Annotated in this window: 19 protein-coding genes; 2 read left to right on the forward strand and 17 right to left on the reverse strand. The window is 67.6% G+C overall.

Annotated features, from left to right (window positions below):
• Together VB080_RS05505 and VB080_RS05510 are read right to left on the reverse strand one after the other, a co-directional pair.
• The coding region (locus tag VB080_RS05505) for an exonuclease domain-containing protein (RefSeq protein ID WP_323417434.1) at window positions 1-1,105 on the reverse strand (1,105 nt) is incomplete at its 3' end.
• A gap of 79 nt (window positions 1,106-1,184) precedes the next feature.
• Window positions 1,185-2,378 (reverse strand): integrase, encoded by a 1,194-nt coding sequence (locus VB080_RS05510; RefSeq protein ID WP_323417435.1) that lies wholly within the window; start codon window positions 2,376-2,378, stop codon window positions 1,185-1,187.
• Between the two features lie 484 nt (window positions 2,379-2,862).
• Here VB080_RS05510 and VB080_RS05515 point away from each other — a divergent pair, with 484 nt between their 5' ends.
• On the forward strand, window positions 2,863-4,257 hold the full coding sequence (locus tag VB080_RS05515; RefSeq protein WP_323417436.1) for an HNH endonuclease signature motif containing protein: 1,395 nt from the start codon (window positions 2,863-2,865) through the stop codon (window positions 4,255-4,257).
• A gap of 97 nt (window positions 4,258-4,354) precedes the next feature.
• Here VB080_RS05515 and VB080_RS05520 read toward each other — a convergent pair whose 3' ends face one another.
• The 14 genes from VB080_RS05520 to VB080_RS05585 form a co-directional block, all read right to left on the reverse strand.
• Window positions 4,355-5,659: a hypothetical protein gene (locus VB080_RS05520; RefSeq protein ID WP_323417437.1), complete on the reverse strand. Its 1,305-nt coding sequence runs from the start codon at window positions 5,657-5,659 to the stop codon at window positions 4,355-4,357.
• Window positions 5,659-6,183, reverse strand: a complete 525-nt coding sequence (locus tag VB080_RS05525) for an RNA polymerase sigma factor (RefSeq protein WP_323417438.1) — start codon at window positions 6,181-6,183, stop codon at window positions 5,659-5,661. Before VB080_RS05525 ends, VB080_RS05520 begins: the two co-directional genes overlap by 1 nt.
• 208 nt (window positions 6,184-6,391) lie before the next feature.
• The gene (locus VB080_RS05530; RefSeq protein ID WP_323417439.1) at window positions 6,392-7,156 is read right to left on the reverse strand and encodes a lysophospholipid acyltransferase family protein; all 765 of its coding nucleotides are present in this window, start codon (window positions 7,154-7,156) and stop codon (window positions 6,392-6,394) included.
• Window positions 7,157-7,287: 131 nt separating this feature from the next.
• Window positions 7,288-7,587, reverse strand: coding sequence for a ferredoxin family protein (locus VB080_RS05535; protein WP_323417440.1), 300 nt, complete (start codon window positions 7,585-7,587; stop codon window positions 7,288-7,290).
• On the reverse strand, window positions 7,584-8,870 hold the full coding sequence (locus tag VB080_RS05540) for an FAD-dependent oxidoreductase (RefSeq protein WP_323417441.1): 1,287 nt from the start codon (window positions 8,868-8,870) through the stop codon (window positions 7,584-7,586). Before VB080_RS05540 ends, VB080_RS05535 begins: the two co-directional genes overlap by 4 nt.
• Window positions 8,863-10,218 (reverse strand): MFS transporter, encoded by a 1,356-nt coding sequence (locus tag VB080_RS05545; protein WP_323417442.1) that lies wholly within the window; start codon window positions 10,216-10,218, stop codon window positions 8,863-8,865. The genes VB080_RS05540 and VB080_RS05545 overlap by 8 nt, the downstream gene beginning before the upstream one ends.
• Window positions 10,209-11,081, reverse strand: a complete 873-nt coding sequence (locus tag VB080_RS05550) for a MaoC/PaaZ C-terminal domain-containing protein (protein ID WP_323417443.1) — start codon at window positions 11,079-11,081, stop codon at window positions 10,209-10,211. Before VB080_RS05550 ends, VB080_RS05545 begins: the two co-directional genes overlap by 10 nt.
• A 44-nt stretch (window positions 11,082-11,125) precedes the next feature.
• Entirely contained in the window at window positions 11,126-12,685 is a 1,560-nt protein-coding gene (locus VB080_RS05555) for an AMP-binding protein (protein ID WP_323417444.1), read from the reverse strand.
• Window positions 12,686-12,716: 31 nt separating this feature from the next.
• Entirely contained in the window at window positions 12,717-13,610 is an 894-nt protein-coding gene (locus tag VB080_RS05560; protein WP_323417445.1) for an electron transfer flavoprotein subunit alpha/FixB family protein, read from the reverse strand.
• Window positions 13,611-13,622: 12 nt separating this feature from the next.
• The gene (gene fixA / locus VB080_RS05565) at window positions 13,623-14,366 is read right to left on the reverse strand and encodes a putative electron transfer flavoprotein FixA (RefSeq protein ID WP_323417446.1); all 744 of its coding nucleotides are present in this window, start codon (window positions 14,364-14,366) and stop codon (window positions 13,623-13,625) included.
• Window positions 14,367-14,380: 14 nt separating this feature from the next.
• A complete protein-coding gene (gene caiB, locus VB080_RS05570; RefSeq protein WP_323417447.1) occupies window positions 14,381-15,595 on the reverse strand; it encodes an L-carnitine CoA-transferase in 1,215 nt (404 codons plus the stop codon).
• A gap of 5 nt (window positions 15,596-15,600) precedes the next feature.
• Window positions 15,601-16,743, reverse strand: a complete 1,143-nt coding sequence (gene caiA / locus VB080_RS05575) for a crotonobetainyl-CoA dehydrogenase (protein WP_323417448.1) — start codon at window positions 16,741-16,743, stop codon at window positions 15,601-15,603.
• Window positions 16,744-16,756: 13 nt separating this feature from the next.
• Complete coding sequence (gene aes / locus VB080_RS05580) at window positions 16,757-17,746, reverse strand: acetyl esterase (protein WP_323417449.1); 990 nt, start codon at window positions 17,744-17,746, stop codon at window positions 16,757-16,759.
• A gap of 9 nt (window positions 17,747-17,755) precedes the next feature.
• Entirely contained in the window at window positions 17,756-19,075 is a 1,320-nt protein-coding gene (locus VB080_RS05585) for an MFS transporter (RefSeq protein ID WP_323417450.1), read from the reverse strand.
• Between the two features lie 306 nt (window positions 19,076-19,381).
• Here VB080_RS05585 and VB080_RS05590 point away from each other — a divergent pair, with 306 nt between their 5' ends.
• On the forward strand, window positions 19,382-20,821 hold the full coding sequence (locus tag VB080_RS05590; RefSeq protein ID WP_323417451.1) for a helix-turn-helix transcriptional regulator: 1,440 nt from the start codon (window positions 19,382-19,384) through the stop codon (window positions 20,819-20,821).
• A 20-nt stretch (window positions 20,822-20,841) separates the two neighbouring features.
• Here VB080_RS05590 and VB080_RS05595 read toward each other — a convergent pair.
• On the reverse strand, window positions 20,842-23,160 hold a 2,319-nt coding region (locus VB080_RS05595; protein WP_323417452.1), incomplete at its 5' end, for a penicillin-binding protein.

The raw sequence follows: 23,160 nt of genomic DNA on the forward strand, positions 1-23,160 counted from the left end.
GCACCCGGGTGGACTTCGTCACTCCGCCGTGCTGCAGGCCGGCAGCCAGCAGCAGGGAGATCCACTCGTCCCGGGAACGACGCGTGTCGCCCGTGATCACCACCCGATCGCCGGGGTGAAGCTGGATGCCCTCGGCAGCGACAGCCGTGGACGGTGCGGGTGCGGCGAGTGCCTGGTCGACAGCACCGGCGCCCAGTCCGAGACAGGACGCGACGCGTTCCAGGTCGCGACGCTCCTCGGCGGTGACCACGCCGTCGGCGAGGGCGACCGCACCCATCGCCCTGAGATAGCGCACGTGGAGGTCGCGGAGCTGTTCCTGGCCGAGGCCGAGGTCGGTGGCGAGGGCGACCAGTTCGGCCTGTTCGTGGGCAGAGAGGTACTGGTCGACCAGGGCCCGTCCCAGCACCTCCAGGTACGAGTCCTCCGCCACGCTGCTGGCCCGAGGCAGCCGGGCGACGATCCGGTCGAGCCAGGCGTCCGGCCGACGCTGGCTCGCGCTGGGACGCTGAACCATCCGTACCTCGGGCAGTTGCCCGTTGTAGGTCGGCCAGGCGTAGTGCGCGCACTGGTCGGACACCTGCTGCCAGGGGATCGGCATGCCACAGCACATCAGGTAGGCGGTGAGCAGCCGGGCGGTCGCCCGGGCATCGCCGAGCGCCGAATGGGCGTTCTCCAGGGTGATCCCCGCCGCGGCACAGCAGTCGGCCAGCCGCCGCGACTGCGCCGAGAGGAAGCGCGGAGCCCACTGCATCGTGCACAGCGACGGCAGCGGAAGCGCCTGGATCGGAACCCCGGCGCGCAGCAGTTCCGCCGCCAGGAACCGGGTGTCGAAGGACGCGTTGTGGGCGACGATCGTCCGCCCGGTCACGGAACGGAGCACGTGGGGCGCGATGTCCTCGAAGCGCGGGGCGTCCAGGACGTCCTTGGCGGCGATGCCATGGACTTGGGTCGGGCCGACGTCACGGCCGGGATTCACCAGGGTCGTCCACTCCCCCTCGATCTGGCCGGACTCAGACACGTAGACCGCCGCGATCTCCACCACCCGATCGTTGAGTTGGGGGGAGAATCCGGTGGTCTCCAGATCGATGACGGTGTAACCACTCATGCGTTGTCCTTCGCCTTGCCTCATGTCAAGGTGATCGCGAGGCTTGATCGGGTGCCTCACGTGTTTTGATCGCGAAAGGTCAGGCTTGTCGGCTGGTGAGGGTACGGTCTTTGGCGGAGGCGATCAGTCGGGTTTGGATGGCGTTGATCCTGCGGGTGACGGCGGCGGGGTTGAGGTCGTAGTTGATCTGAGCGAGCCGGTCGGCTTTGGGGCCGGTGAGGACACCGCTGGCGACCAGCCGGGCGTACGGGGTCGTGGGTTTGTCATAGACGCGTTTCTTCCGTCCGGACGCTGTTTCGGTCCAGTCGACCGCTTTCACACACGGCAGCAGGTGGTTCTTGCGGGCTTCGACCTGGGTCCATAGCAGGTTCAGGTCGTCTTGTTCGGCTTGGGTTTCGTAGCGGTACCGGAACGCGTGGCGGCGGACCCAGTCGCCGTTGCGTTGCTCGATGTGAGCGTTGTCGTTGTGTTCGTAAGGCCGCGACCGGGTGATCGTGGGGATGCCGTGGTCGTCGCACCAGCCGATCAATGACCAGTTCAGGAACTCGCTGCCGTTGTCGAAATCGACCCCGAGCAGCGGGACCGGATAGTGGGCCAGGATGTAGTCCATGCCGGCCTTCATGTGAACGAACGCCTTGTTCTTGACGGTTCGGGCGATGCCCCAGCCCAGGTAGGGGTCGGTGGCGTTGATCGTGACCAGGTAGTCGCCCTCGTTACGGTGCCCGCAGTGCGCCACGGTATCGATCTCCAGATAGCCGGGCTGTTGGGGGAACCCGTCCATGCAGGTGCGCAGCGAGATCGAGGAGCGCAGGATCAGGCCCGGGCGGGTCGTCGATTTCGCTTCGGGGTAGCGGGCCTTCTTGATCGGCGCCAAATAGCGGTCGATCGTGGCCGGTGACATCGACCGGACCTCGGCAAGGACCTCGTCGCTGATCCGGTCAGCGACCTTGCCCAGTTCACGGAACCGCTGCAGCCGTTCCACAGTGTCGTCCATCACCGCGACCAGGTACTTCCCACACGGCTCGCCGGCCAGCGTCCAAGCTTCTTCCAGCACCTTCAACGCATCGTAGGAGTACTTCCGTGCCCGTGGTTTGCGAGGCGCCTGACCCGCGCGGCCCTTCCGGCTCGCGGCTTGCCGGAGCTGGCGGCGGGCGTTCACCCTCGACCAGCCGGTCGCTGTGCACAACTCGTCCAGCATCTCCCCTTTCCGCTTCTTGCCCGCACGCTGGTACTCCCTGGCGTACGCCTTGGTCAGATCCCGCCTGGTGGCCATCGACAACTCCCTCACAAGACACCGAGCGAACCGGACCCCAACCCCGCCACCAGGCCGCGACACGCACCCCGCGTTTCGCGATCACAGATATCTGAGGCAAGCGCCCCGTTTCGCGATCATCTTTCGTGAGTCTCGTCGTCCTTTGCGGTTCCTGATCACCTCGCACGCTAGTGATGCGGCCACCGCCGCGCAGGACAATCGGGGAACCCGATCCGAAATCGGACCGCGGCGCCGGACCATGATGCCGCTGGGGCCCACTTCCGAGGACGGCCAGCAGACATCTGAACTGTCGCGTTGCCGAGGGCGAACCCTGTTGTCCGATCGCCGATTCTGGGCTCCTCACCCACGCACGGTGCGGCTTTTCACCGCGGTGGCGGCGTGACAGTCAGGTCCGACAAATTTCCAGCCCATTTGTTGTGTGGCAAGCAGCGATGAGGGGGTCGGGCGGCCGATTTTTGTCAGTGGCGGGCCGTAGAGTCAAGCTATGGACGAGTCGATCACCCACCAGCTGGATCAGCTGGACGCCAGCGAGCTGCTGGCCCTGATCGGCCATGCCACCCACGCTCTTACCGACCCCCGTCACCGGCTCGCCACCGATGCCGACCAGCTGGCCGTGCTGCACCAGGCACTCCGCGTTGATGCCCAACTGAACGCCTGGCTGCGCCAGTGGGCCGCCCGGCTGGACACCAACCAGGCGGTGTGGCGTGAACACGGCACCTCCGCTACCAGCTGGCTCGCCGACGTGGCCAACCTCACCCGCCGCGAAGCCACCGCACTGATCAATGCCGGCCACGAACAGGCCCGGTTCCCGATCATCGGCGACGCCGCCCTGACCGGACAGATACTGCCCACCCAGGCGGCTGCCATCAGCAGCGTTCTGGACGACCTGCCACCCGAGTTCCCCACCGACATCGTGGACCGCGGCCAAGAGTTGATGGTTGACTTCGCCCGCACTCACACCAGTGTCGAGCTCCGCCGCCTCACCAGACACCTGCTCGAGGTGCTTGCCCCGGAGACTGCCGAAGAACTCCAGGCAGCCCGCCTCGACCGTGAACTCCGCCAGGCCCGTCGCAACCGACACCTCGTCTTCACTCCCGACCACCACGGCTCCATCCTGATCAAAGGCAGCCTCCCCGTGATCGCGGCCGAGCCGCTGATCCGAATCATTGACGCCTACACCGCCGCCGAGAAGCGTGCCCTCGACGCCCTCGACCCCGAGGCCGAATACCTCACTCCTGCCATGCGGCGGGCCGACGGACTACTCGCCATGGTCAACCACCACACCCAACAGGCACTCGCACCGGTGAACGGCGGCGACCGGCCACGGATCAGCATCCTGCTCAGCTACGACAAGCTCCACAAAACAGCCCACGACAACGGGCTCCTCAGCGCCACCCTGGCCGGCACCGGCGAACCCGTCCCCGCCGGCGAGCTACGCCGGCTGCTGTGTGACGCCGACCTACTCCCGGTCGTCCTCGGCGGGCCGTCGGAAATCCTCGACCTCGGACGGGCCCAACGCTTCGTCACCCCGGCCCAGCGCACCGCGCTCGAGATCCGCGACCGCGGCTGCGCCTTCCCGGGCTGCGACAAACCAGCCCAAGCCTGCCACGCCCACCACATCACCCCCTGGTGGGATGGTGGCCCTTCCGACCTTGCCAACCTGGTCCTGGTTTGCCCCCACCACCACGGCATCGTGGAACCCGGCCACGACCCCACCGCGGATCGCTGGCAGATCCGCCTCGGCCCGAACCACACCCCCGAAGTCATCCCACCTCGCCGCGTCGACGCCCGACAGCGGCCACGCCAACACACCCGATACCTCACCCGAGGACTGCAGCCAGAGAAGGCCTCGGACACAACCATGCCCGCACGCCGCTGAGTGGCCATGGCCGTGCCTGAACGACCGGGGCAGCAGTCATCCGGGCGATCGACCAACGAGCCGCGCACGCTCCTGGAGCACCCCGGAGCGGCTCCAATCACGGCACATGTGTGTCGACATAGGCCACGAGCTTGTCCAGTTCCTTCCGGTGAACGTCCAGGAACGCCTGCTCATGCTCACGCTGGACGGCGATGAACCGATCGAGGTAGCCGGTGCTGGCCCGGCAGTCGTAGTCGGCCAGCGCGATCCTGAACTCCGGCTCCGAACCGACCAGCGACTGCTGGTCGATCCGCGCGGGGTCGTCGCCCGGGTCGGCGGCAAGACCGTCGGCGCCGGTCCGGACGGCGATCAGGTAGGCGGCAACCGGACCGTCCCACGGGCCGGGCTTGGTCGACCAGGCCCGGTCGTCCTCGATCGGCAGGCCGGACGGCGCCATACAGGCACGCCACTCACTGTTGAGTTGCACGATCCGGGGGTCGGCCTCGATGTCGGAGGTGGAGCCCCGGACGTGGAACCCGACCAGGTCAGACAGGAGGTCGCCGAACCGAGCACTGATGAAGTTCTTCCGGTAGGGCTCGTCCGGAACGGGGTTCTTGCGCTGGAACTGCGCCCGGCAGCCGTCCAGGGCGGCCTTGTACTTCTTCTGCCTGGCTGGCGAGAGGGAGTCCAGGTAGGCGGTGTTCTGCGCGTCGTCGATCAGCGCCGCGTCCTGGCCGGGCAGCTCGGCCGCCGCACTCCGCAGGCCGTAGCCGACCTGGGTAACCACGGCCCGATCGGCGTCCAGGCCTGGAATCCGCAGCCGGTTGTGGTTCTGGATAGCAGCCCTGGCCTCGGCCTCGCTCCCGGGCTCGGGGCCGTCCCAGGCACGGCGCTCGGGGACGTAATCAAATCCGCTCTCGGCCAGGCAGATCGGCAGGAAGGCCTCCCGGGCATCCCACCATGTCCGGTAGTCCGACGCGGCGGCCAGCCGATTCTCGTAGTCCTCGGCCCTCCGGACCGCGTCCCAGTAGGGCGTCAGCGGCAGATCATCGGGGGCGATGGTCTGCGCCGACCCCCAGCGCGGGGCCAGTTCGCCGGACGGTGTCGGCGCGGGCACGGCGGTCATCGTCGGCACCGGGGTCTGCCCGGGCGAGGCCTCGATCGGACGGAGAGTGACCGCACCCGAGGCCAGGACGAGAACTGCCACCACCGCTGCCGCCGCGGACAGGCCGATCGCCCACCGCACCCCGGGACGCGGCCGTGCGACCGGCTGTGGCTGGCCGGTGGCAGGCACCACGTCAGAGACAGCATCATCGTCGTCAGTTTTCCGCGTCAGTGGTCCGACCGGGTCGACCGCCACCGGTGGACGGCGTCGCACCGCCTGTTGCAGCCCCTCCCGGAACAATTGCTCGTAATCGGCCATCACTGGTGTCCTTCCACCCGCGCCCGCAGCGCCAGCACTGCGCGATGGACGTGCGAGCGGGCCGTCGCCTCCCGGCAGCCCAGCACCGCTGCGATCTCGGCAAAGCTCAACTCCTGGTAGAACCGCAGCACCACGGCCACCCGCTGGTCCGGCGACAGCTCGCCACACAATCGCCACACCTCGTCGGCTGCTGCCACCGCCTCGGCCGGGTCGGCGCCAATCGGCGCCAGCGGAAGCCCTTCCGGTTGCGCCACCGGCAGCGAACGCGGCCGCCTGCGGATCACCCGCAGGCAGGCGTTCACCACCGTCCGGTAGGCGTAGGCCTCCAGTTCGTCACCGGACGGCAGCCGCGGCCAGCGTGCATACAGCCCGGCGAACGCATCCTGGACGGCGTCACGGGCGTCCTCGGCATCCCGGGTGATCAGCCACGCCAGATCCAGGAACCGCTCGGTCCTGCCGCGCGCGAACTCAACGAACGACCCGTCGTCCGCGATCACCACGGTGGCGGCCCCTTTCTGGTCCACTGCCTCCACACCCAAAGACAAGTCAACACACATCAATTTCGTTGCGGAAGGAAAGCAGGTTGCGGGAGGAAAGCGACGCTGAGGCACTACCGCCGCGCAACACCCTGGCGACCAGACCGCTGCCGTCGCCGGACACCGGCCTCGCGGGCCGCAGTCCACGCCGGCTGGAACGAATCCGGGACGATCGAGGACGGTGGCGCGATATCCCTCAGCCCCGCCCGTGCTCGCGCCGCAGTTCCTCCACCGCGGCGGCGATTGCCGTCCGGGCGGTCTCCCGCAGCGTGGCGACGTCCATCCCGGGCTCGGTCTGGATCGGGTCGAGCACGCGTACCTCGGCGTGGGTGGCGCCGAACCGCCAGTCGTGTTTGACCAGCGCGTCGCGGGTACCGATCACCGCCAGCGGCAGGATCGGAACTCCAGCCTCGATCGCAACCCGGAACGCGCCGTCGCGGAACTCTCCCAGTTCCCCGCTCGCCGAGCGGGTGCCCTCCGGGAAGACCATCACCGATACCTTTTTGCCCAGCCGGTCGGCCATCTGTACCAGCCCGTCGCTTCGGGAGGCCTTGTCGTGGCGCACCAACCGGATGTCACCGGCCATGCGCATCAGCCAGCCGACCACCGGATAGCTGAAGAAGTCGCTCTTGGCAAGCCACTTCATCTCGAACGGCAGGTGCGCGATCAGCAGGATGTCGACGAAGCTCTCGTGGTTGGCGACCACCATGTACGGCCGCCTGGGATCGGCCGGAACCTGCCCCGAGACAGTGAACCGCCACAGCGGGTTGAGCCCCGCGATCACCACCGCTGCCTTGCGGAAGGTATAGCCGGCCCAGTAGCGCCCCGGATCCCGCCAGGCAGTCGCCAGCCACACCAGCGCCACCACCGGCAGCGCCACCAGGACCGTCAGGCCCAGCACCAGCCACGCCCAGATCGACAGCACCGTCCGTCCGGGGAATCTCGCCAGGGCCTCGCTCACCCGCCGAGTGTGCCAGCCGGATGCGCCCGGCGCACGTCGGCACCCCGTCCCGCACCGGCAGCGAGTGTGGCGGTCGCCAACCGGTGCGGCGCGGGCCCGCGCGTGGCGTGCTCAGGGTCGCGACAACCCGATCAGCCGTAGCGGTACTCGACCCCCATCGTGGGACGGGGGTACTCCCAGGTCGCCAGGACGCCGCCCTCGGCGACGATCCGGCAGGTGCCGCACTCCAGGCAGCCGGCATAGTCGAAGACCGGCTCACCGCCCTCACCGAGCCGGTAGAGCGCCGCCGGGCAGACCCGGACGAGCTCACCGAACCGTTCTGGATCCGGATCCTCGGCCAGCGTGATGTGGGCGTGTTCCTCGTCCACGTCGTACTTGTTGAGGCCGAGGTACTCCTCGACGTTGACAGTGATCGGTGCCAACCTGCTCACAGCGCCCTCATTCCGTTGCGGAGATCCTTCGCCAGCTTCAGCAGCCCGACCCGTTTCACCAGGGGCAACACCGCCTTGCGCAGCGGCTGCTGCGGCGTTCCGTCCATCAGGAACAGTTCGCGCATGGCGTCCCTGGCCAGTACCGGGTAGTCGGTGAACAGCCGAGGAGTGTCTTCCATGAAGCGCGGGAAGCGGCGCAGGGTTCGCAGGTCGCGCAGCACGAAGCTGTCCTCCAGCGCCTGCCGGTAACCCGCCAACCCGGCTGCCGAGGTGTCGCCGGCCTCGAGAGCCAGGGCCGCGCTGCGGCCTGCCTGCTGCCCGGCGGCGAGCGCGAAGTCCATGCCCCGCACCGTGTAGCCGGCGTTCACGCACATCATCGCCGACTCCCCGGCCAGCAGGACGCCATCGGCCACCAGCGGCGGCATGGCGTCGTACCCGCCCTCGGCGACCAGATGACCGGAGTGTTCGACCACCGTCCCGCCGGCCAGGATCGGCGCCAGGCTCGGGTGTCTCTTGAAGTCCTCGAGCATCTGGTAGATCGGCGTCTCGGCGTCGACCAGATCGGCAACCGTCGCCACCAGCCCGATGGAGATGGTGTCCCGGTTGGTGTAGAGGAAGCCCCCGCCCACCCGGCCGTGGGTGGCGTCACCGACGAACAGCCAGGCCATGCCGTCGCCGTCGGCGCACAGCGCACGATCGGAGATCACCTTCTCCGGCAATGCGATCACCTGCTTGATGCCCACCGCCACCTCGTGCGGCGTCGGACGGTCGGCGCCGACCGCCTGTGGCACCAGCAGCGAGTTGACCCCGTCGCACAGCAGCACGATGTCGGCGGTGATCTCGTCCTCGCCCGCCCGCACCCCGGTGACCCGGCCGTCCTGCTTGAGCAGGGTCTCGACCGCGATCCCGTTGATGAACTCGGCACCGGCCTCCTCGGCCCGGCCGACCAGCCACGGGTCGAACCGGGCTCGCAGCACCGAGTACGACTCATACCGCTCGTCGGCCATCAACTCGTCCGAGACGTCGAGCGTGGTGGCCGCATCAGGACTGAGCATCGAGATCCGCTCCCGGACGATCCGTCGCTCCAGCGGTGCGGACTCCTTGAAGTCGGGGAAGACGGCCCGCAGCGCGTGGGTGTAGAGCCGCCCGCCCGAGACGTTCTTCGCACCGCAGTAATTCCCTCGTTCGACAACCAGGACGCTCCTGCCCGCCTTGGCCAGTTCGTAGGCGGCCGCGGGCCCGGCACACCCCGAGCCGACCACGATGGCGTCGAAATCAGCCATGTGAGTTTCCTTTCTCCGACAGTGAACTCGCCTCGCTCAGGGTCAGCCCCCGAGTCTCGGGAGCCATGAACACCGACAGCACCAGCGCCGCCAGCAGCAACCCGGCACCGGCCAGCATGGTGGGCCCGATGCCGTAGGCGTCCAGGAACAGCGGCAGCCCGTAGGTCGAGACCACCACCCCGATCCGGCTGATCGCGATCGCCACCCCGACAGCCGTGGCACGCACCTCGGTGGGGAACATCTCGTTGGGGTAGAGCCATTGCAGGATGCCGGGGCCACCGGAGAAGAAGGCGTAGAGCCCGAAGGCGATCATGATCACCGCAAGGTGCGCCTCCGGCCACAGGCCGGGAATCAGCAGCCCCACCGCCATCAACGCCAGCGAGCCGATCAGCAGCGGACGACGTCCCAGCGAGTTCAGCCAGAACATCGCCGGCACGGTCCCCACCAGGAAGAACAGGCTGACCACCGACTCGCCGAGGATGGCAAGACTGCCCTCGCCGAGGCTGAATGCTGCCATGATCCTGGGCCCGAAGGTGTACATGGCGTACATCGGGACCACCTGACACAGGATCAGCAGACCGAGGTACACCACCCGTCCCAGATAGCCCTGCCGGAACACCGAGCCGAAACCGGCACGCACCGGTTCCTCCTCCTCCAACTCGACCCCTTCGCCGAAGACCCTGTTCAGCACCTCCCGGGCCTTGTCGACCTGTCCGCGCTGGGCAAGCCAGCGGGGCGACTCGGGGATGTCGTGGCGACCGATCAGCAGGACCACGCACGGGACGAGGGCGCTGCCCAGCATCCAGCGCCAGCCGTCGGTGACCGAGTACAGGCCGAAGCCGACGAAGGCGGCTGCGGTGGCACCGAGATACCAGGATCCTGACACCACCCCCATCGCCACGGCACGCTCCCGGCGCGGCGCGAACTCCGCGATCAGCGAGGTGGCGATCGGGTAGTCGGCTCCGATGAAGAAGCCCAGCAGCAGCCGCAGGGCGATCAACTGCCAGGCTTCGGCGACGAAGCAGGCCGCCAGTGATGCCAGCCCGATCGCCACCACGTCGAGGATGAACATCGTGCGCCGGCCGAGGGCGTCAGTGAGTCGGCCGCCGGCCAGCGATCCGAAGAAGATGCCGGCCAGTGCGGCCGCACCGGTGGCCGCGACCTCGGCGTCGCTCAGCGACAGCGCACTGCTGAGCTGGACCAGCGCGACCCCGATGATCGACAGCACATACCCGTCCAGGAAGGACCCGCCGCTGGAGAAGAAGACGATCTTCGCCAGAAAGCGGTTCATCGTCGCGTCGTCGATCAGGTGCCTGACCTCGGACGCGTGCTGACCGGCTACGTCCATTCGATGACGCCCCAGTTGAGGTGCGGCTTGGCTTCGGGATGGTCGGTGTCCACCAGCGCGAACCGGGCCTCGTGGTCCCCGACCTGCCACAGCCGCGTGGTCAGCGTCGAGCCGGGGTGGACCGGCGAGGTGATCCGGGTCTTGAACCGGGTGAGTCGTTCGGGTTCGCCCGGAATGTAGGTGCTGATGAAGTGCCGCATCACCACACCGGCGTAGCTGATCGCGTGCAGGATCGGACGGGGTTCGCCGTTGGCCGCTGCATAGTCCCAGTCGATGTGCTGGGGGTGGAAGTCGCCGGAGAGCCGGTAGATCAACGCCTGGTTGAACGGGATGGTTTCCACCACCTCCGCGTCCGGTGCCCGGTCGGGCATCTCGACGACATCCTTCGGCGCGGCCGGGCCGCCCCAACCACCGTCATAGATCAGGCAGTCCCAGGATTCGTTGGTGAACAGCAGGGTGCCGTCGGAGTCGTAGCTGTCGCCGATGTGCTGGGCGAGCAGGCCCTTCCCCTCGCCGCGGTCGTACAGCCCGGCGAGCTTCACCTTCGTCTCGACCCGGTCGCTCAGCTTCGTGATCGGCTGGTGGAACCGGATGTCGAAGCCCCAGTGCAGCGAACCGGCATAGTTGTAGCCGTAGTCGATGGTGCGGGTGACCTCGGAATCGACGATCAGCATCGCCCCGAACATCGGCAGCACCTTCAACCGAGGCTCGCGCTCGTCGTGTTCGTTGAGATAGATCAGATCCTGTTTGCCGTCGATCCCCGCACCACAGCCGAGCGCGAACAGTTCCAGATCGCGGAAGGTGTAGTCGCGGACGAACGGGCCAAAGGTCTGGCCCACCATCTCGGTCTTGATCCTGCCCATGGTTGTCTCCTCCTGTTTCCTTGATCCCGCGGCGATGCGGGGAGTCAGTGCAGCAGTCTTTTCTCGACCTTCATCGACTGGGTGCGGGGGAAGTCGTCCACCAGCTCGACCAACTCGGGCACCTTGAACGGAGCAAGCAGTGAGCGGCAGTAGTCGACGATCTCCCCGATCGTCAGGCTCTCCCCCGGGCAGAGCCTGACGAAAGCCTTCACCGCCTTGTCGCGCACCGGGTCGGGGACGCCGATCACGGCGGCCTCGGCGATCGACGGGTGCGAGGTGAGCACGCACTCCACCTCGGTGGCCGACACGTTCTCCCCGGCCCGCTTGATCAGGTTCACCGATCGGTCGACGAAATAGAACCAGCCATCGGCGTCGGCATAGCCCTCGTCCTGGGTGCGCAGCCAGCCGTGAGGGTCGAGCGTGGCCGCGGTAGCAGCCGGGTCGTCGAAGTAGCCCAGCATCAGCGAACTCCCCGGTGTGCCCTTGATCCGGAACTCGCCGACCTGCCCCGGTGGCAACTCACGTCCGGCGGCGTCGAAGATGCCCACCTCGTAACCGAGTCCCGCCCGGCCGACCGAGGGCCAACGCCGCTCTCCCTGCGGCGGGTCGGTGACCGCCCAGCCAATGGACTCGGTGGAGCCGTAGCAGTTCAGCAGCCGGAGCCGGAACCGCCGTTCGAAGTCGGTCTTCTCGCTGGTGCTGAGCGGCATGAAATAGAGCGCCTCGCGGAGCTCATGCTGCCCGTCCCGTGCGCTCGGTGGCTGGAGCAGCAGGGTACGTACCATCATCGCGATCAACTGCACGACGGTGGCCCGCTCCTGGCGTACCTGCTCCCAGAACTGGCTGGCCGAGTACTTCTCCGTCATCACCAGGGTGGCTCCGGCGACCAGCACCGGCGTCAGCGCGGCCAGCTGGAAGTTGGAGTGACAGGCCGGCATCGTGGTGAACACCCGGTCCTCGGGCCGCAACGAGGTCTGCCACACCCCGTAGTGCCCCGAGAAGGCCAGGTTGGCGTGGGTGATCATGACCCCCTTGGGAGCTGCCGTGGTGCCGGAGGTGTAGAGCAATTCGGCCACCGTCTGACTGCTGAGCGGGACGTCGGGAACCGGCTCGGCCGGTTGCCCGGCGCACAGCGTCTCGTAGCGCAGGACGCCATCGGGCAGCGTCGCCGCTGCGTCCCGGACGACCAGCAACCCGGCCGCGGCGACACTGTCGTGACGTCGCAACGCCAGATGGACATCCAGCCTGCTGCTTTCCACCACTGCCCAACGAGCTCCGCTGGCCTGGTAGGCCTGCCGCAGCTCGGCAGGAGTGGCCGCCAGCCCCAGCGGGACGGCAGTCGCCCCGATCTCAGCCAGCCCGAAAAAGGCGGTGAGCATCTCCGGGCTGTTGCGCAAGTGCAGCGCCACCCGATCGCCGAGACCGACCCCGACCGCGGCGAAGGCCCGGGCGGCTTGATGGATCAGCCCAGCGAACTCCTGGTAGCTGAACTCGCTGCGCCGGCCGTCACCGTCCAGCTGGACGAGGAAGGGGCGATCCCCGAACAGCCGGCAGGCCGATGCCCACAACCTGGCCGTGGTCAGGTGCGTCGCGATGTCGGGCACCACCCACCTCCTGTCCTGGAACCGGTGCCTGCTAGAGGGCCTTGAGCAACTCGGGCAGAACCTGGTAGAGATCCCCCACCACGCCGAAGTCCGCGTGGCTGAAGATCGGCGCGTTCTTGTCCTTGTTGACCGCGACGATCACCTTCGCGTTGGTCACCCCGACCAGATGCTGCACCTGGCCCGAGATCCCGACAGCCAGGTAGAGCTCCGGCTTGATCGTCGCCCCGGAGACCCCGAGGTACCGCTCGGCAGGCATCCAGTTGACGCCCTCCGCGATCGGACGGCTACAGGCCAGCTCGGCCCCCAACCGTCCGGCGAGTTCCCGGGCCAGTTCCAGGTCGGCTTCGGCGGCGAAACCGCGTCCGACCCCGACCACCCGCTTCGCGGCGCCCAGGTCGACCGACTCGCCGCCCTTGGGCCGGAGCTCCACCACGGTGAGACCAGCGGCGGGACTGGCCGCCACCGCCTCGACCGCCCCTTCACCGGCCACCTCGGTGGCCGGCAGTACACCCGGCCCGATCACCAGGACCGCTACCGGTGAGGTGATCTGTTCGGTGGCGACAGCGAGCCCGCCGAAGGCGAGCCGCTGCACGGTCAGCCGGTCAGCCAGCTCGACGGCAGCGGCGTTCACCGGGCTGACCCCCAGCTGTGCGGCCACCAGGCCCGCCAGGAGTCGGCCCTGGGTACCGGCGTCGAACAGCACCACAGTGGCGCCGCGAGCGCTCAGCAGGTTCGCCACCGCCGTCGCGTAGGCCTCGACCGGGGCCGCCGAACTCGCGGTGTCGATCGTGAGGGTGAGGTCGGCGGCCGCCAGCCCCCCGGCACCGAGGCTGACCGCGTTGACCTGGCCGGCCAGCGTCCGGGCAGAACTGGCCAGGGCCTCCCCGCCGACCCGGTCGTGGGCGACGATCCAGACTTCGTTCATGGTCAGGGCTCCTTACAGCTTCTTGAGGAACTGGGCGAGTTGCTGGGCGACCTCGGCGGGGTCTCCCTCGACGACCGTCCGCTTGCGGTCGACCTGCTCGGGAGCCAGCACCGACACCACCTGGGTGGAGGCACCCGGCATGGTGGCCACAACCTCGGTAACCGGCTTGCGGCCAGCGGCGAGGATGTCCTTCATTCCCGCGATCCGCGGGGTGCTGATCGCCGGGGTGACGCTCAGGACGGCGGGCAGGGTGACCTCGACCACCTGGACGGCGTCCTCCAGCAACCGCTCCACGCGTGCCGTGTTGCCCTCGACGGCGATCCGGTTGACGTTGTTCAGCGTCGGCAGCCCGAGCAGTGCGCCGAGCTGGTTGCCGACCTGCTGGGCGTAGCGGTCCGAACTGCCTGCCCCGAGCAGGACGAGGTTGTAGTCACCGAGGTGCCCGAGCGCATCCGCCAGCGCGCTGGCGGTCTGGAAGCTGTCCGCGTCCGGTTCGCCGGCCACCACGGTCAGGCTGTCGAGGCCGCGTGACAGCACGTCCTTGCGAAGCTTGGAGTTGGCCAGGGCCTCGCCACCGACGCTGAGCCCGACCACCTCACCGCCGGTCTGGTCGGCAACCTGGCGGGCCGCCTCGACGGCGTTCAGGTCATAGCTGCCGATCTTTGTCTGCGCCCTGCTGAAGTCCAGAGAGCGGTCAGGGTTGACGCCGATATCGGCGTCCTCGGGGGCAGCTTTGACACAGGCGATGATGCGCATGGGAGCGTCCTTCCTCAACGGGACTGTTTGATGACGCCGACCTCGATGAGGTGGTCGATCTGGTCGGGGGAATAGCCGATCCTGGCGAGCACGTCGGCACTGTCCTGACCCTGGGCAGGCATCGGTCGCCAGACCTGGCCCGGGTGCTGCCCGAACCGGGGGAAGACCCCCAGACCGTGGAAGGTGTCCCCGTCGGCGGTCTGCCAGTCCTGCCAGACGCCACGGGCCCTGAGGTGCTCCTCGGCGACCAGGTCGGGAAACTCCATCACCTTCTGGGCCGCGATCCGGTGGGCCGAGAAGTCACGCTCGACGTCCGCGGCTCGGCGGGTGGACAGGTACTCCTCCAGCTTCTGCTCGATGAGTTGCGCCTTCGGGCTGGACAGCCACAGCGCGCTGCAGTCCTCCGGGTAGTCCGGGGTGCCCCACAGCTCACCCAGCCCGATCGTCTCCAGCAGGTACTTGTTCTGCGCCACGCCATAGACGGTGAGCCCGATGAAGCCGTCGGCACAGGGGTACTCCCCGATCGCGCACAGGTTCTGGTTCCGGGCCCCCGGACGGGGCCAGATCACGTCCGCGTTCAGGTAGTCGACCAGGTAGTACTGGCCGATGGCGAGCAGGGTCTCGTACATCGCGACGTCGATCGACTCCCCGCGTCCGGTCCGGGCGACCTTGTGCAGGGCAGCCAGGGTGGCGCTGACGATCATCAGCGTGTTGAAGTAGTCGCCGGCGTACGGACCGGGGTTCATCGGCTGCGCGGGGGTGCCGTTCTGGCTCATGTAGCCCGAGTAGGCCATCACGGTCAAGTCGTAGGCCGCCCGTGAGACCCGCTCCGGGACGCCGGTCTGGCCGTAGCCGGACACGTGGACGATGACCAGTCGCGGGTTGATCTCCCACAGCACCTGGTCGGTCAGACCCTTCTTGGCCCAGGTTCCACCCTTGCTCGACTCGATGAAGACGTCGGCGTCGGCCAGCATCCGCAGCAGCACCTCGCGACCCTCGTCGCAGAAGTAGTCCAGTGCCACCGAGCGCTGGTTGCGGCGTTCGGCCTGCTTGATCCAGGCTGTGTCGCGGATCGTGTCGCCGGCTCCGGTGTTCTCCAGCCAGGTCACGTCGGCGCCCCACTCGGCCATCAGGCAGCAGGCCTTGGGAACGGCCAGTTCGACCGCCGCGTAGACGACCCTGAGGTCGTCCAGGACGCCGAAGCTGGGCTTCTCGGTTGTGATCTGCATCGTCGTCACCCCTGGTTCGCGTAGCTGCGCAGCACGCCCTTGGCGACGGTGAGGATCATCATCTCGTCGGTGCCACCACTGACCCGGTCCACCCGCAGGTCGCGCCAGATCCGCTGCAGCCGGTGCTCGCCGGCGACCGCCACACCACCCATCACCTGCATCGCGTCGTCCACCACCGAGAAGGCGGCGTTCACGCAGTAGTACTTGCACATCGCGGCCTGGGCCGAGGTCATCTCGTCGTTGTCGTAGTGCCAGGCAGCCTCGTAGACCATGTTCTTCATGGCGGTGACCTTGATCGCCATCTCGGCGAACTTGAGCTGGTTGAGCTGGAAGCGCCCGATCGGCTTGCCGAACTGGACCCGGACGTTCGCGTAGCGGGCCGCGTCCTCGAAGGCCGACAACGCCACCCCGTAGTCGCTGGCAGCGACCAGGAAGCGCTCGAAGTCGAAGTCCTTGACGCCGCGGTTGAAGCCGTTGCCCTCGGTGCCGAAGATGTCCTGTTCGGACAGTTCGACGTTGTCGAGGTACACGTCGGAGCAACTGTCCATCCGCAGGCCGAGCTTCTCCAGCGGCTCGATCCGCACCCCGGGCAGGCTCATGTCGAGGAACCACTCGGTGAAGCAGCTCGGGTCGTCGGCGTTGCGGGCCATCACGACCAGGTAGGGCACGTGCGCGGAGGAGGTGATGAAGGTCTTGTGGCCGTTGAGGTAGATCCTGCCGTCCCGGCGGGTGTAGGTGGTCTGCAGGCTGCCGACATCCGAGCCGGCGCCGGGCTCGGTGCAGGCCGAGTTCCAGATCTGCTTGCCGGTGCCGACGTAGGCCAGCACCTTCTCGATCTGCGCCGGCTTGCCCTCGCGCAGGATCGTGTCGAAGCACGGCAGCTGGTAGAGGACGTAGGTGGGTGCACCCCAGCGTCCGAGTTCCTCGTAGACCGCCGTCAGCGTGACCAGGCCGAGGTCGAGACCGCCGTGCTCGGTGGGCAGCATGATGAGGTCGAAGCCGAGGTCACACAACGCCTTCACCCACCGCTCGGGGTACTGGTGGGTCTTGTCGCACTCGGCGAAGTAGGGTTCCCAGTTTTCCCGCTGCATCAGTTCGCGGACATTCTCGACCAGCAGTTGCTGCTCGTCGTTGAGCCTGAAATCCATCTGAATCTCCTTGTCAGGGTTGGTTGTCGAAGGTTTCTCGCAGGAAGCGGGCGCCGTTGGCGAGAGCCTGGGCGGCTGCGTCCAGCAGCCGGGAGTTGTGCAGGAAGGCGTGCAACACGCCCGGGAACACCTCGTGCTCGTGGACCACCCCGTAGGTCTGCAGCATGGCGGCCAACGCAGCGGTGTCGTCGCGCAGCGGGTCGAGGTCGGCGGCCGCCAGGTAGCACGGCGGGATCCCGCGGCTCAGGTCGGCGGCCAGGCAGTCGACGTAGGGGCTGCGCACCTCGGCCCGGTCTGCCAGGTAGCAGTCGAGGTAGTAGTCGAGGTCGGCCTCGGTCAGGCCGTCCCAGGGCCCGCCGAGCAGCCGGCGCGAGGCGGAGTCCCGCAGTCCGTACATCCCGTAGTACAGCGCGAGCGCCCCGATCTCCACGACCTGCTCGCCGGCGTCGGCCTGATCGCGCAGCCACAGCGTGGTCGCCAGGCACAGCTGGGCTCCGCCGCTGTCGCCGGCCATCGCCAGCCGCGCACCGTCCACGTGGTACCGCTCGCCGGCGTCACGCAGGTGTCGCGCCACCGCCGCGCACTGCTCGAGCGCCACCGGGAACTTCGCCTCCGGCGACAGCGCGTAGTCGATCCCGACCACCGCCATCCCCGATTCCCGGGCGAGAACGCGCATGATCCGGTCGTGGGTGTCCAGGTTGCCCAGAACCCAGCCGCCGCCGTGGACGTAGAGCACGGCCGGCAACCCTTCGCCCTGCCGCGGCAGGTGGCAGCGGATCGCCACCTGGCCGTGCGGGGTCCAAACCGTGTCGTCGATGGTCAGCGCCATCGACGGCCCGCCCTCGTTCCAGAAGCGGCGTTCGATGCCGTAGGCCTGACGCAACTGCTCCAGGCCAGCATCGGTGGCGTACGCGTCCGGTGCGAGTTCGGCCGACTTGTCCAGCACGGCCCGCATCTGCGGGGAGATCAGATCCAGGACCGGCAGGGTGTTCTGGGCAACCATCGCGTCGTCCTAGGCGACGGGGACGGTCTCGGCCTTCGCCTCGGCCCGGGCCCGGGTCGCGCGAAGGTAGAGGTACAGCACCAGCGAGAACACCGCCGCCAGCACGGCGGCACCGATCAGGATCCAGAAGATCTGCTGGTAGGCGCTTGCCGCGACGTTTCCGGCGGCATCGGTCTGCGCGTCCATGATGGAGCCAAACCAGGTGCTGGAGAAGGTGTCGGGCAGGAAGCCGATCACCGACAGCAGGCCGGTTGCCGCACCGAAGTAGCCCAGCGGCACCTTGCCCTCGGTCAGTTGTGCCGAGACCACGCCGAAGGCACCGTTGGCGATGAAGCCGAGCAGGACCACCAGCACGCAGGCGATCACCATCACCGACGGTCCGGTCGGCAGGTACATCATCACCAGCAGGGCGGCGACGAAGACCAGGGAGCCGATCGCGATCGTCACCGACGGCCGGGTCTTGGCTGCGATCCAGCCGAAGATCGGGCCGGAGAGCAGCGTGATGCCGTAGTTGCGGATGTTGGCCACGACCGTCGCGGCCGCCAGCGAGACCCCGAGGACGCCCGTCATGTAGGGGGTGGTGTAGGTGACACCGGTGTAGAAGAAGTAGACGAAGAACAGGGAGATGGCTGCGATCCACACCACCGGGTCACGGAAGGCCTGGGTGAACTCGACCAGGCTGAAGCCGCCCTCGGTCTTGATCTCGCCGGCGAACTTCGGGATGAACAGCCACGACAGGATGCCGAGGATCAGGATCACCGCGCTCAGGAAGTACAGGTAGATCGAGACGCCCAGGTTCAGGTTCTCCCCCACCATCGCGACAATGGCCGTCGACACCAGACCGATCAGCAGCCCCGCCACGCCGTAGATCCCGTACGACAGGCCGATCCGCTTGGGATACGCGTCCTCTTCGGACACCAGCCGGACGAGCTTGTAGCGGACCCCCCACCAGATCAGGATCGTGGTCACGCCCATCAGAATGAAGATCAGGTAGAGCACTGTCAGGTTCGGCAGCATCGCGTAGAAGAAGGTCAGGACCGCTGTCGAGATGAAACCGACCGAGGACAGGGTGCGCATCCTGATCTTGTCGGCGAGGATCCCGGACGGCAGGTAGCAGATCAGGGCGGTGATCGCGTAGGCGCCGAAGACCGCGCCCAGTTCGGTGTTGGTGACCCCGAGCGCTTTCTGCAGCGGGTCGTAGAAGACCGCCTTCAGATAGGCGGGTGCATAGATGATCGAGCTTCCGATGCTCGCCAGGATGAGCAGGAACCAGCGTCGCCCAGAACTGAGGTCTGAGTAACTCTTCTCGTCGCTCGCCGAGTTCGCCATTGAGACTCCTTCGCGTGTGTGCAGGCCCCCGTCCGTCAGTGCAGAGAGGTGACCAGGACGTCCTCGTCCCGAGCGTCACTCTCGCCGGGCGTCTCGTCAGCCGCAGCGCACCAGCATCCCCAGATCGGGGTGAAACCCAAGAGCACCACTTTCAGCCGACACCACTCGTTAGGTTCTTGTGATGGTGCGGCCTGGTCATTGATGAGACACTAAGGCCACGCCAGCCGCGCAATGTGGCGCTCCGGCGGCCGCACGGTTCCCACCCCCGACCAGTACTGCGGCACTGCCCCGACTCGAAGAGGAGCCATGAACGAAGCCCTCGTCAGGGCGTCCGACACCACGCTGTCCCGGGTCGTCCTGGGGCCCCGGTCGAAGTACCTCGGCCTCACCACCCTGCTGGCATGGCACTACTGCCTGTGGTTCGTTCCCAGCGCATTCCCGAACACCTTCCTGCTGGACGACCGGATCACCTTCTCGTGGCTGATCGCCCTCGCCGCCGCCGGCGTCGTGCCGCTGGTGCTGGCGTTCCAACTCGGTCCCAGACGGCACCTGGGTGCGACCCCGGCGCTGGTGTGGTCGGCCGCGGGACTCGGCGCGCTCGGCACCGGCGTCCTGGCGTCGGTGGGGATGATGGTTGCCTCACCGTGGATCGCGTACCTGTCTGCGTTCGTGATCGGCTCCTGCGCGGGTGTGCTCTGGGTGTTGTGGGGCGAGCGGCTCGCTTGCCACAGGGCACGGTTCACCCTGCAACGGGTCGCACCCATGTACGGCGGCTTCCTGCTGGGCGTCGTGGCCACCACCTACCTGCTGCCGGGATGGTCGGCCGTTGCCTTCGTCTGCCTGCTGCCGCTGCTGTCGGGGTTGCTGCTCCACGTTCACGTCCGTGCCCTCCCGGACGCCCGCTATCCCTCCCTGCTGCCGGCCAAGGTGGCGACCGAGGGTCGCAGCACCATGGTCGTCGTCACGGTGATCTCGTTCGCGGCTGCCTTCGTCTGTTACTACACGGTCGCGATCGTGCCCTGGGAGGCGCTGGGCGTTGTGCAGGACAGCTTCACCGTGGGCATCCTGCTCGGCGGCGCGCTGATCCTGTTCTTCGCGCTGGGCCAGCGGCTGAGCCCGAAGCGGCGCTCGGCCTACCGGGTCTATCCATGGCTGCTGATGTTCAGCGTGGTCGCCTGCGTGCTCTACCTGACCGACGAGCGTCTCCATGTGGTCTCGTTCCTGCTGGCGCTGGCGATCTCCTCGCTGTTCGAGATCCTGATCACGACGTACATGGGCGTCCTCACCCTCCGTGGCTATGCCCCACCGGCGACCGCCTTCGCGCTCTCCAGCGGCGCGATCCGGCTCGGCATCTGCCTGGGCAACGGAACAGCCCTGCTCTACGAGCGGGTACCCGGCCTGCACCAGACCCTGACGCGGCCCACCTTTGTGCTGCTGGTGGTGCTGATGTCCGGGCTGGTGATCTCGATGGTGCGCCAGGAATACGCGATCGAGGAGTTGATCCGCACCCCTCAGGCGGAGTCCGCCCTGGCCACCATCGTCAGCTGTGTTGCCGAGGAGTTCCGCCTGTCCGAGCGGGAGCGCGAGATCCTGGGCCTGATCGGCCAGGGGTACACCGCTGCCGCGGTCGCCGAGAAGCTGGTGATCTCGCCCTACACCGTCAACACCCATATCCAGCACATCTACGGCAAACTCGGCATCCACAAGCGCTCGGAACTGATCAGCTACCTGCACCGGCGGGACTGAGGGTGGCAGTGCCCCGGGCCTCAGCGCCGGGGCGGACGCCGCGGCGGTTCGGTGGCGGGCTTGTCCGAGTCGGGCTTCGGCTTGTCCGGCTCCTCCTTCTTCTTGCCGTTGGACACCTTGATGGCTATCGAACTCAGCTTCGGCGCTTTCCCGGACGGGTCAAGACCGACGACGGTCCCCTTCGCCGCGGCAGAGTCCACCTCGTCGAGGTAGCTGCTGAACCCGGCTCGCTCCAGCCGTGACCGGCAGGCCTGGACGCTCATCCCGGTGCAGGCCGGGACGGCGCGCCACTGCCCACGCAGCACCGACTCGGGTGGGGAGTGGAACCTGGTCCGGTCGTACTTCTTGATCGCCGCGGCGAAGGCCGGCTTGAGCAGGCGCTGGCCAGCGTCCCCGCCGGAGAAGCCGGTCAGGTAGGTTCCCGACTTCGGGAGCGTGGTGTAGCGCAGGTAGCTCGGCCGCCGGTTCCAGAACTTCTGGTACTTCTTGTTGTTGTCGTAGGAGATCATCGCGGCCGCCACGAGTTCCGGGGTGTACCCCACCGTCCAGATCGCCTTGTTGTCCGGCACGGTGCCGGTCTTGCCCGCCATCTGCACCCCGCGCACCTTCGCGCGAGTGGCGGTGCCACCGTTGTAGGGGCCCTGGAAGATGCGGTTCATCGCGTCCGCTACCCCGGCCGACAGCACCCGCTTGCAGTTCGCGCTGGGCACCTCCAGCTGCTGTCCGTCCCGGAGCTTGATCGACTTCAGGATCACCGGCTCGCAGTGCACGCCGCGGTTGGCGAAGGTTCCGTAGGCCTCGATCATCGACAGCGGGGTCACCTCGACGGCTCCCAGGGTGAAGGACGGGATCGACCCGTACCTCTTCACCAGGTCGGAGCCCATCGACATCTCCAGGCCCAGCCGCTTGGCCATCCTCACCGCCTCGCACACCCCCACCGCCTTGATGAGCTGGGCGAAGTAGGTGTTCACCGAGTTCTTCACCCCGCTGAACAGGTTGTTCTTCCCGGTCCCGCCGGCGTTCACCACCGTCCACTTGCGCTGCTTGAACGGGCCCTGGCAGTTCTTGAAAGTCTGGCCGTCGAAGGTCATCCGCTGCTTGGCGTCGAAGACGCCGTAGGCGCCCATGCCGTTCTCCAGTGCGGCGGCGGCGACGAAGGCCTTGAAGGTGGAGCCGCCCTGGTAGCCGTCGGCGCCGCCCATCGCATGGTTGACCGCATAGTTGTAGAAGGTCTGACCGTCCTTCTTGCCCATCTTCGGACGGCTCTGCGCCATCGCCACGATCTGACCGGTGCCCGGCTCCAGCATCACGATCACCGAGACCACCGGATCCTTCGGGCTGATCATCGCCCGAATCACCTTCTCCGCCCTCCGTTGCGCCTTGGGGTCGATCCGGGTCTGGATGGTGAGGCCACCACGCAGCACCCGCTGTTTCCGTTCGGCAGGGGTGGCGCCCAGGCTCTTGGTGAGCATCAGGGTTCGCCAGGCGTAGTCGCAGATGAACGGGAATTCGGCGTTGGCACAGCCCAGCCGGTACTCGCGCACCTTCTTCGGATCGAACGGGGTCTGCTTGGCCGCAGTGGCCTGGTCGGTGGTGACGATGCCGAGTTCGGCCATCCGGTTGAGCACATCGGCCCGGCGGGACAGTCCGAACTCGGGATGGCTGACCGGATTGGTGCTCACTGGATTGCGTACCAGTCCGGCGAGCATCGCCGCCTGCGGGAGGTCGAGATCCTTGGCACTGACCCCGAAGTAGTGCCGGGCAGCCGCCTCCACCCCGTAGGCACCGTCGCCGAAGTACGACATGTTGAGGTAGCGCTCGAGGATCTCGTCCTTGCTCAGCCGCTGCTCCAGGGCCATGGCGTAGCGCAGCTCGCGCACCTTGCGGGCAATCGTGTTCTCGGTCGCCAGGGTGCGGGCGCGCTCGTCCCCGGCGCGCTCGGCGGCATCGACCAGCACCAGCCGGACGTACTGCTGGGTGATGCTGGACGCCCCCTGGGTGACGCCCTGGGAGGTGCTCACCAGCGCGCGCAGCGTGCCCTGCAGATCGATCGGGCCATGTTCGTAGAACCGGTGATCCTCGATCGCCACCATGGCCTTCTGCATGATGGCCGAGACCTTGTCCAGACCGACGTAGTACCGGTTCTCGTCGTAGAAATAGGTGAGCACCGAGCCGTCGGCGTTGAGCAGCCGGGACCGCTCGGCCATGGGTGGCGTCTCAAGGTCAACCGGGAGCGACTCCAGCGACTCGACTGCCTGTTCGCCGGAGTCGGCGAGCAGCGAGGTGAGGGGGATCGCCAGCCCAGCAACCAACGCACCGCCGAGCCCTGCCACGATCAG

Source organism: Propionicimonas sp., assembly GCF_034927565.1.
Lineage (GTDB): Bacteria > Actinomycetota > Actinomycetes > Propionibacteriales > Propionibacteriaceae > Propionicimonas.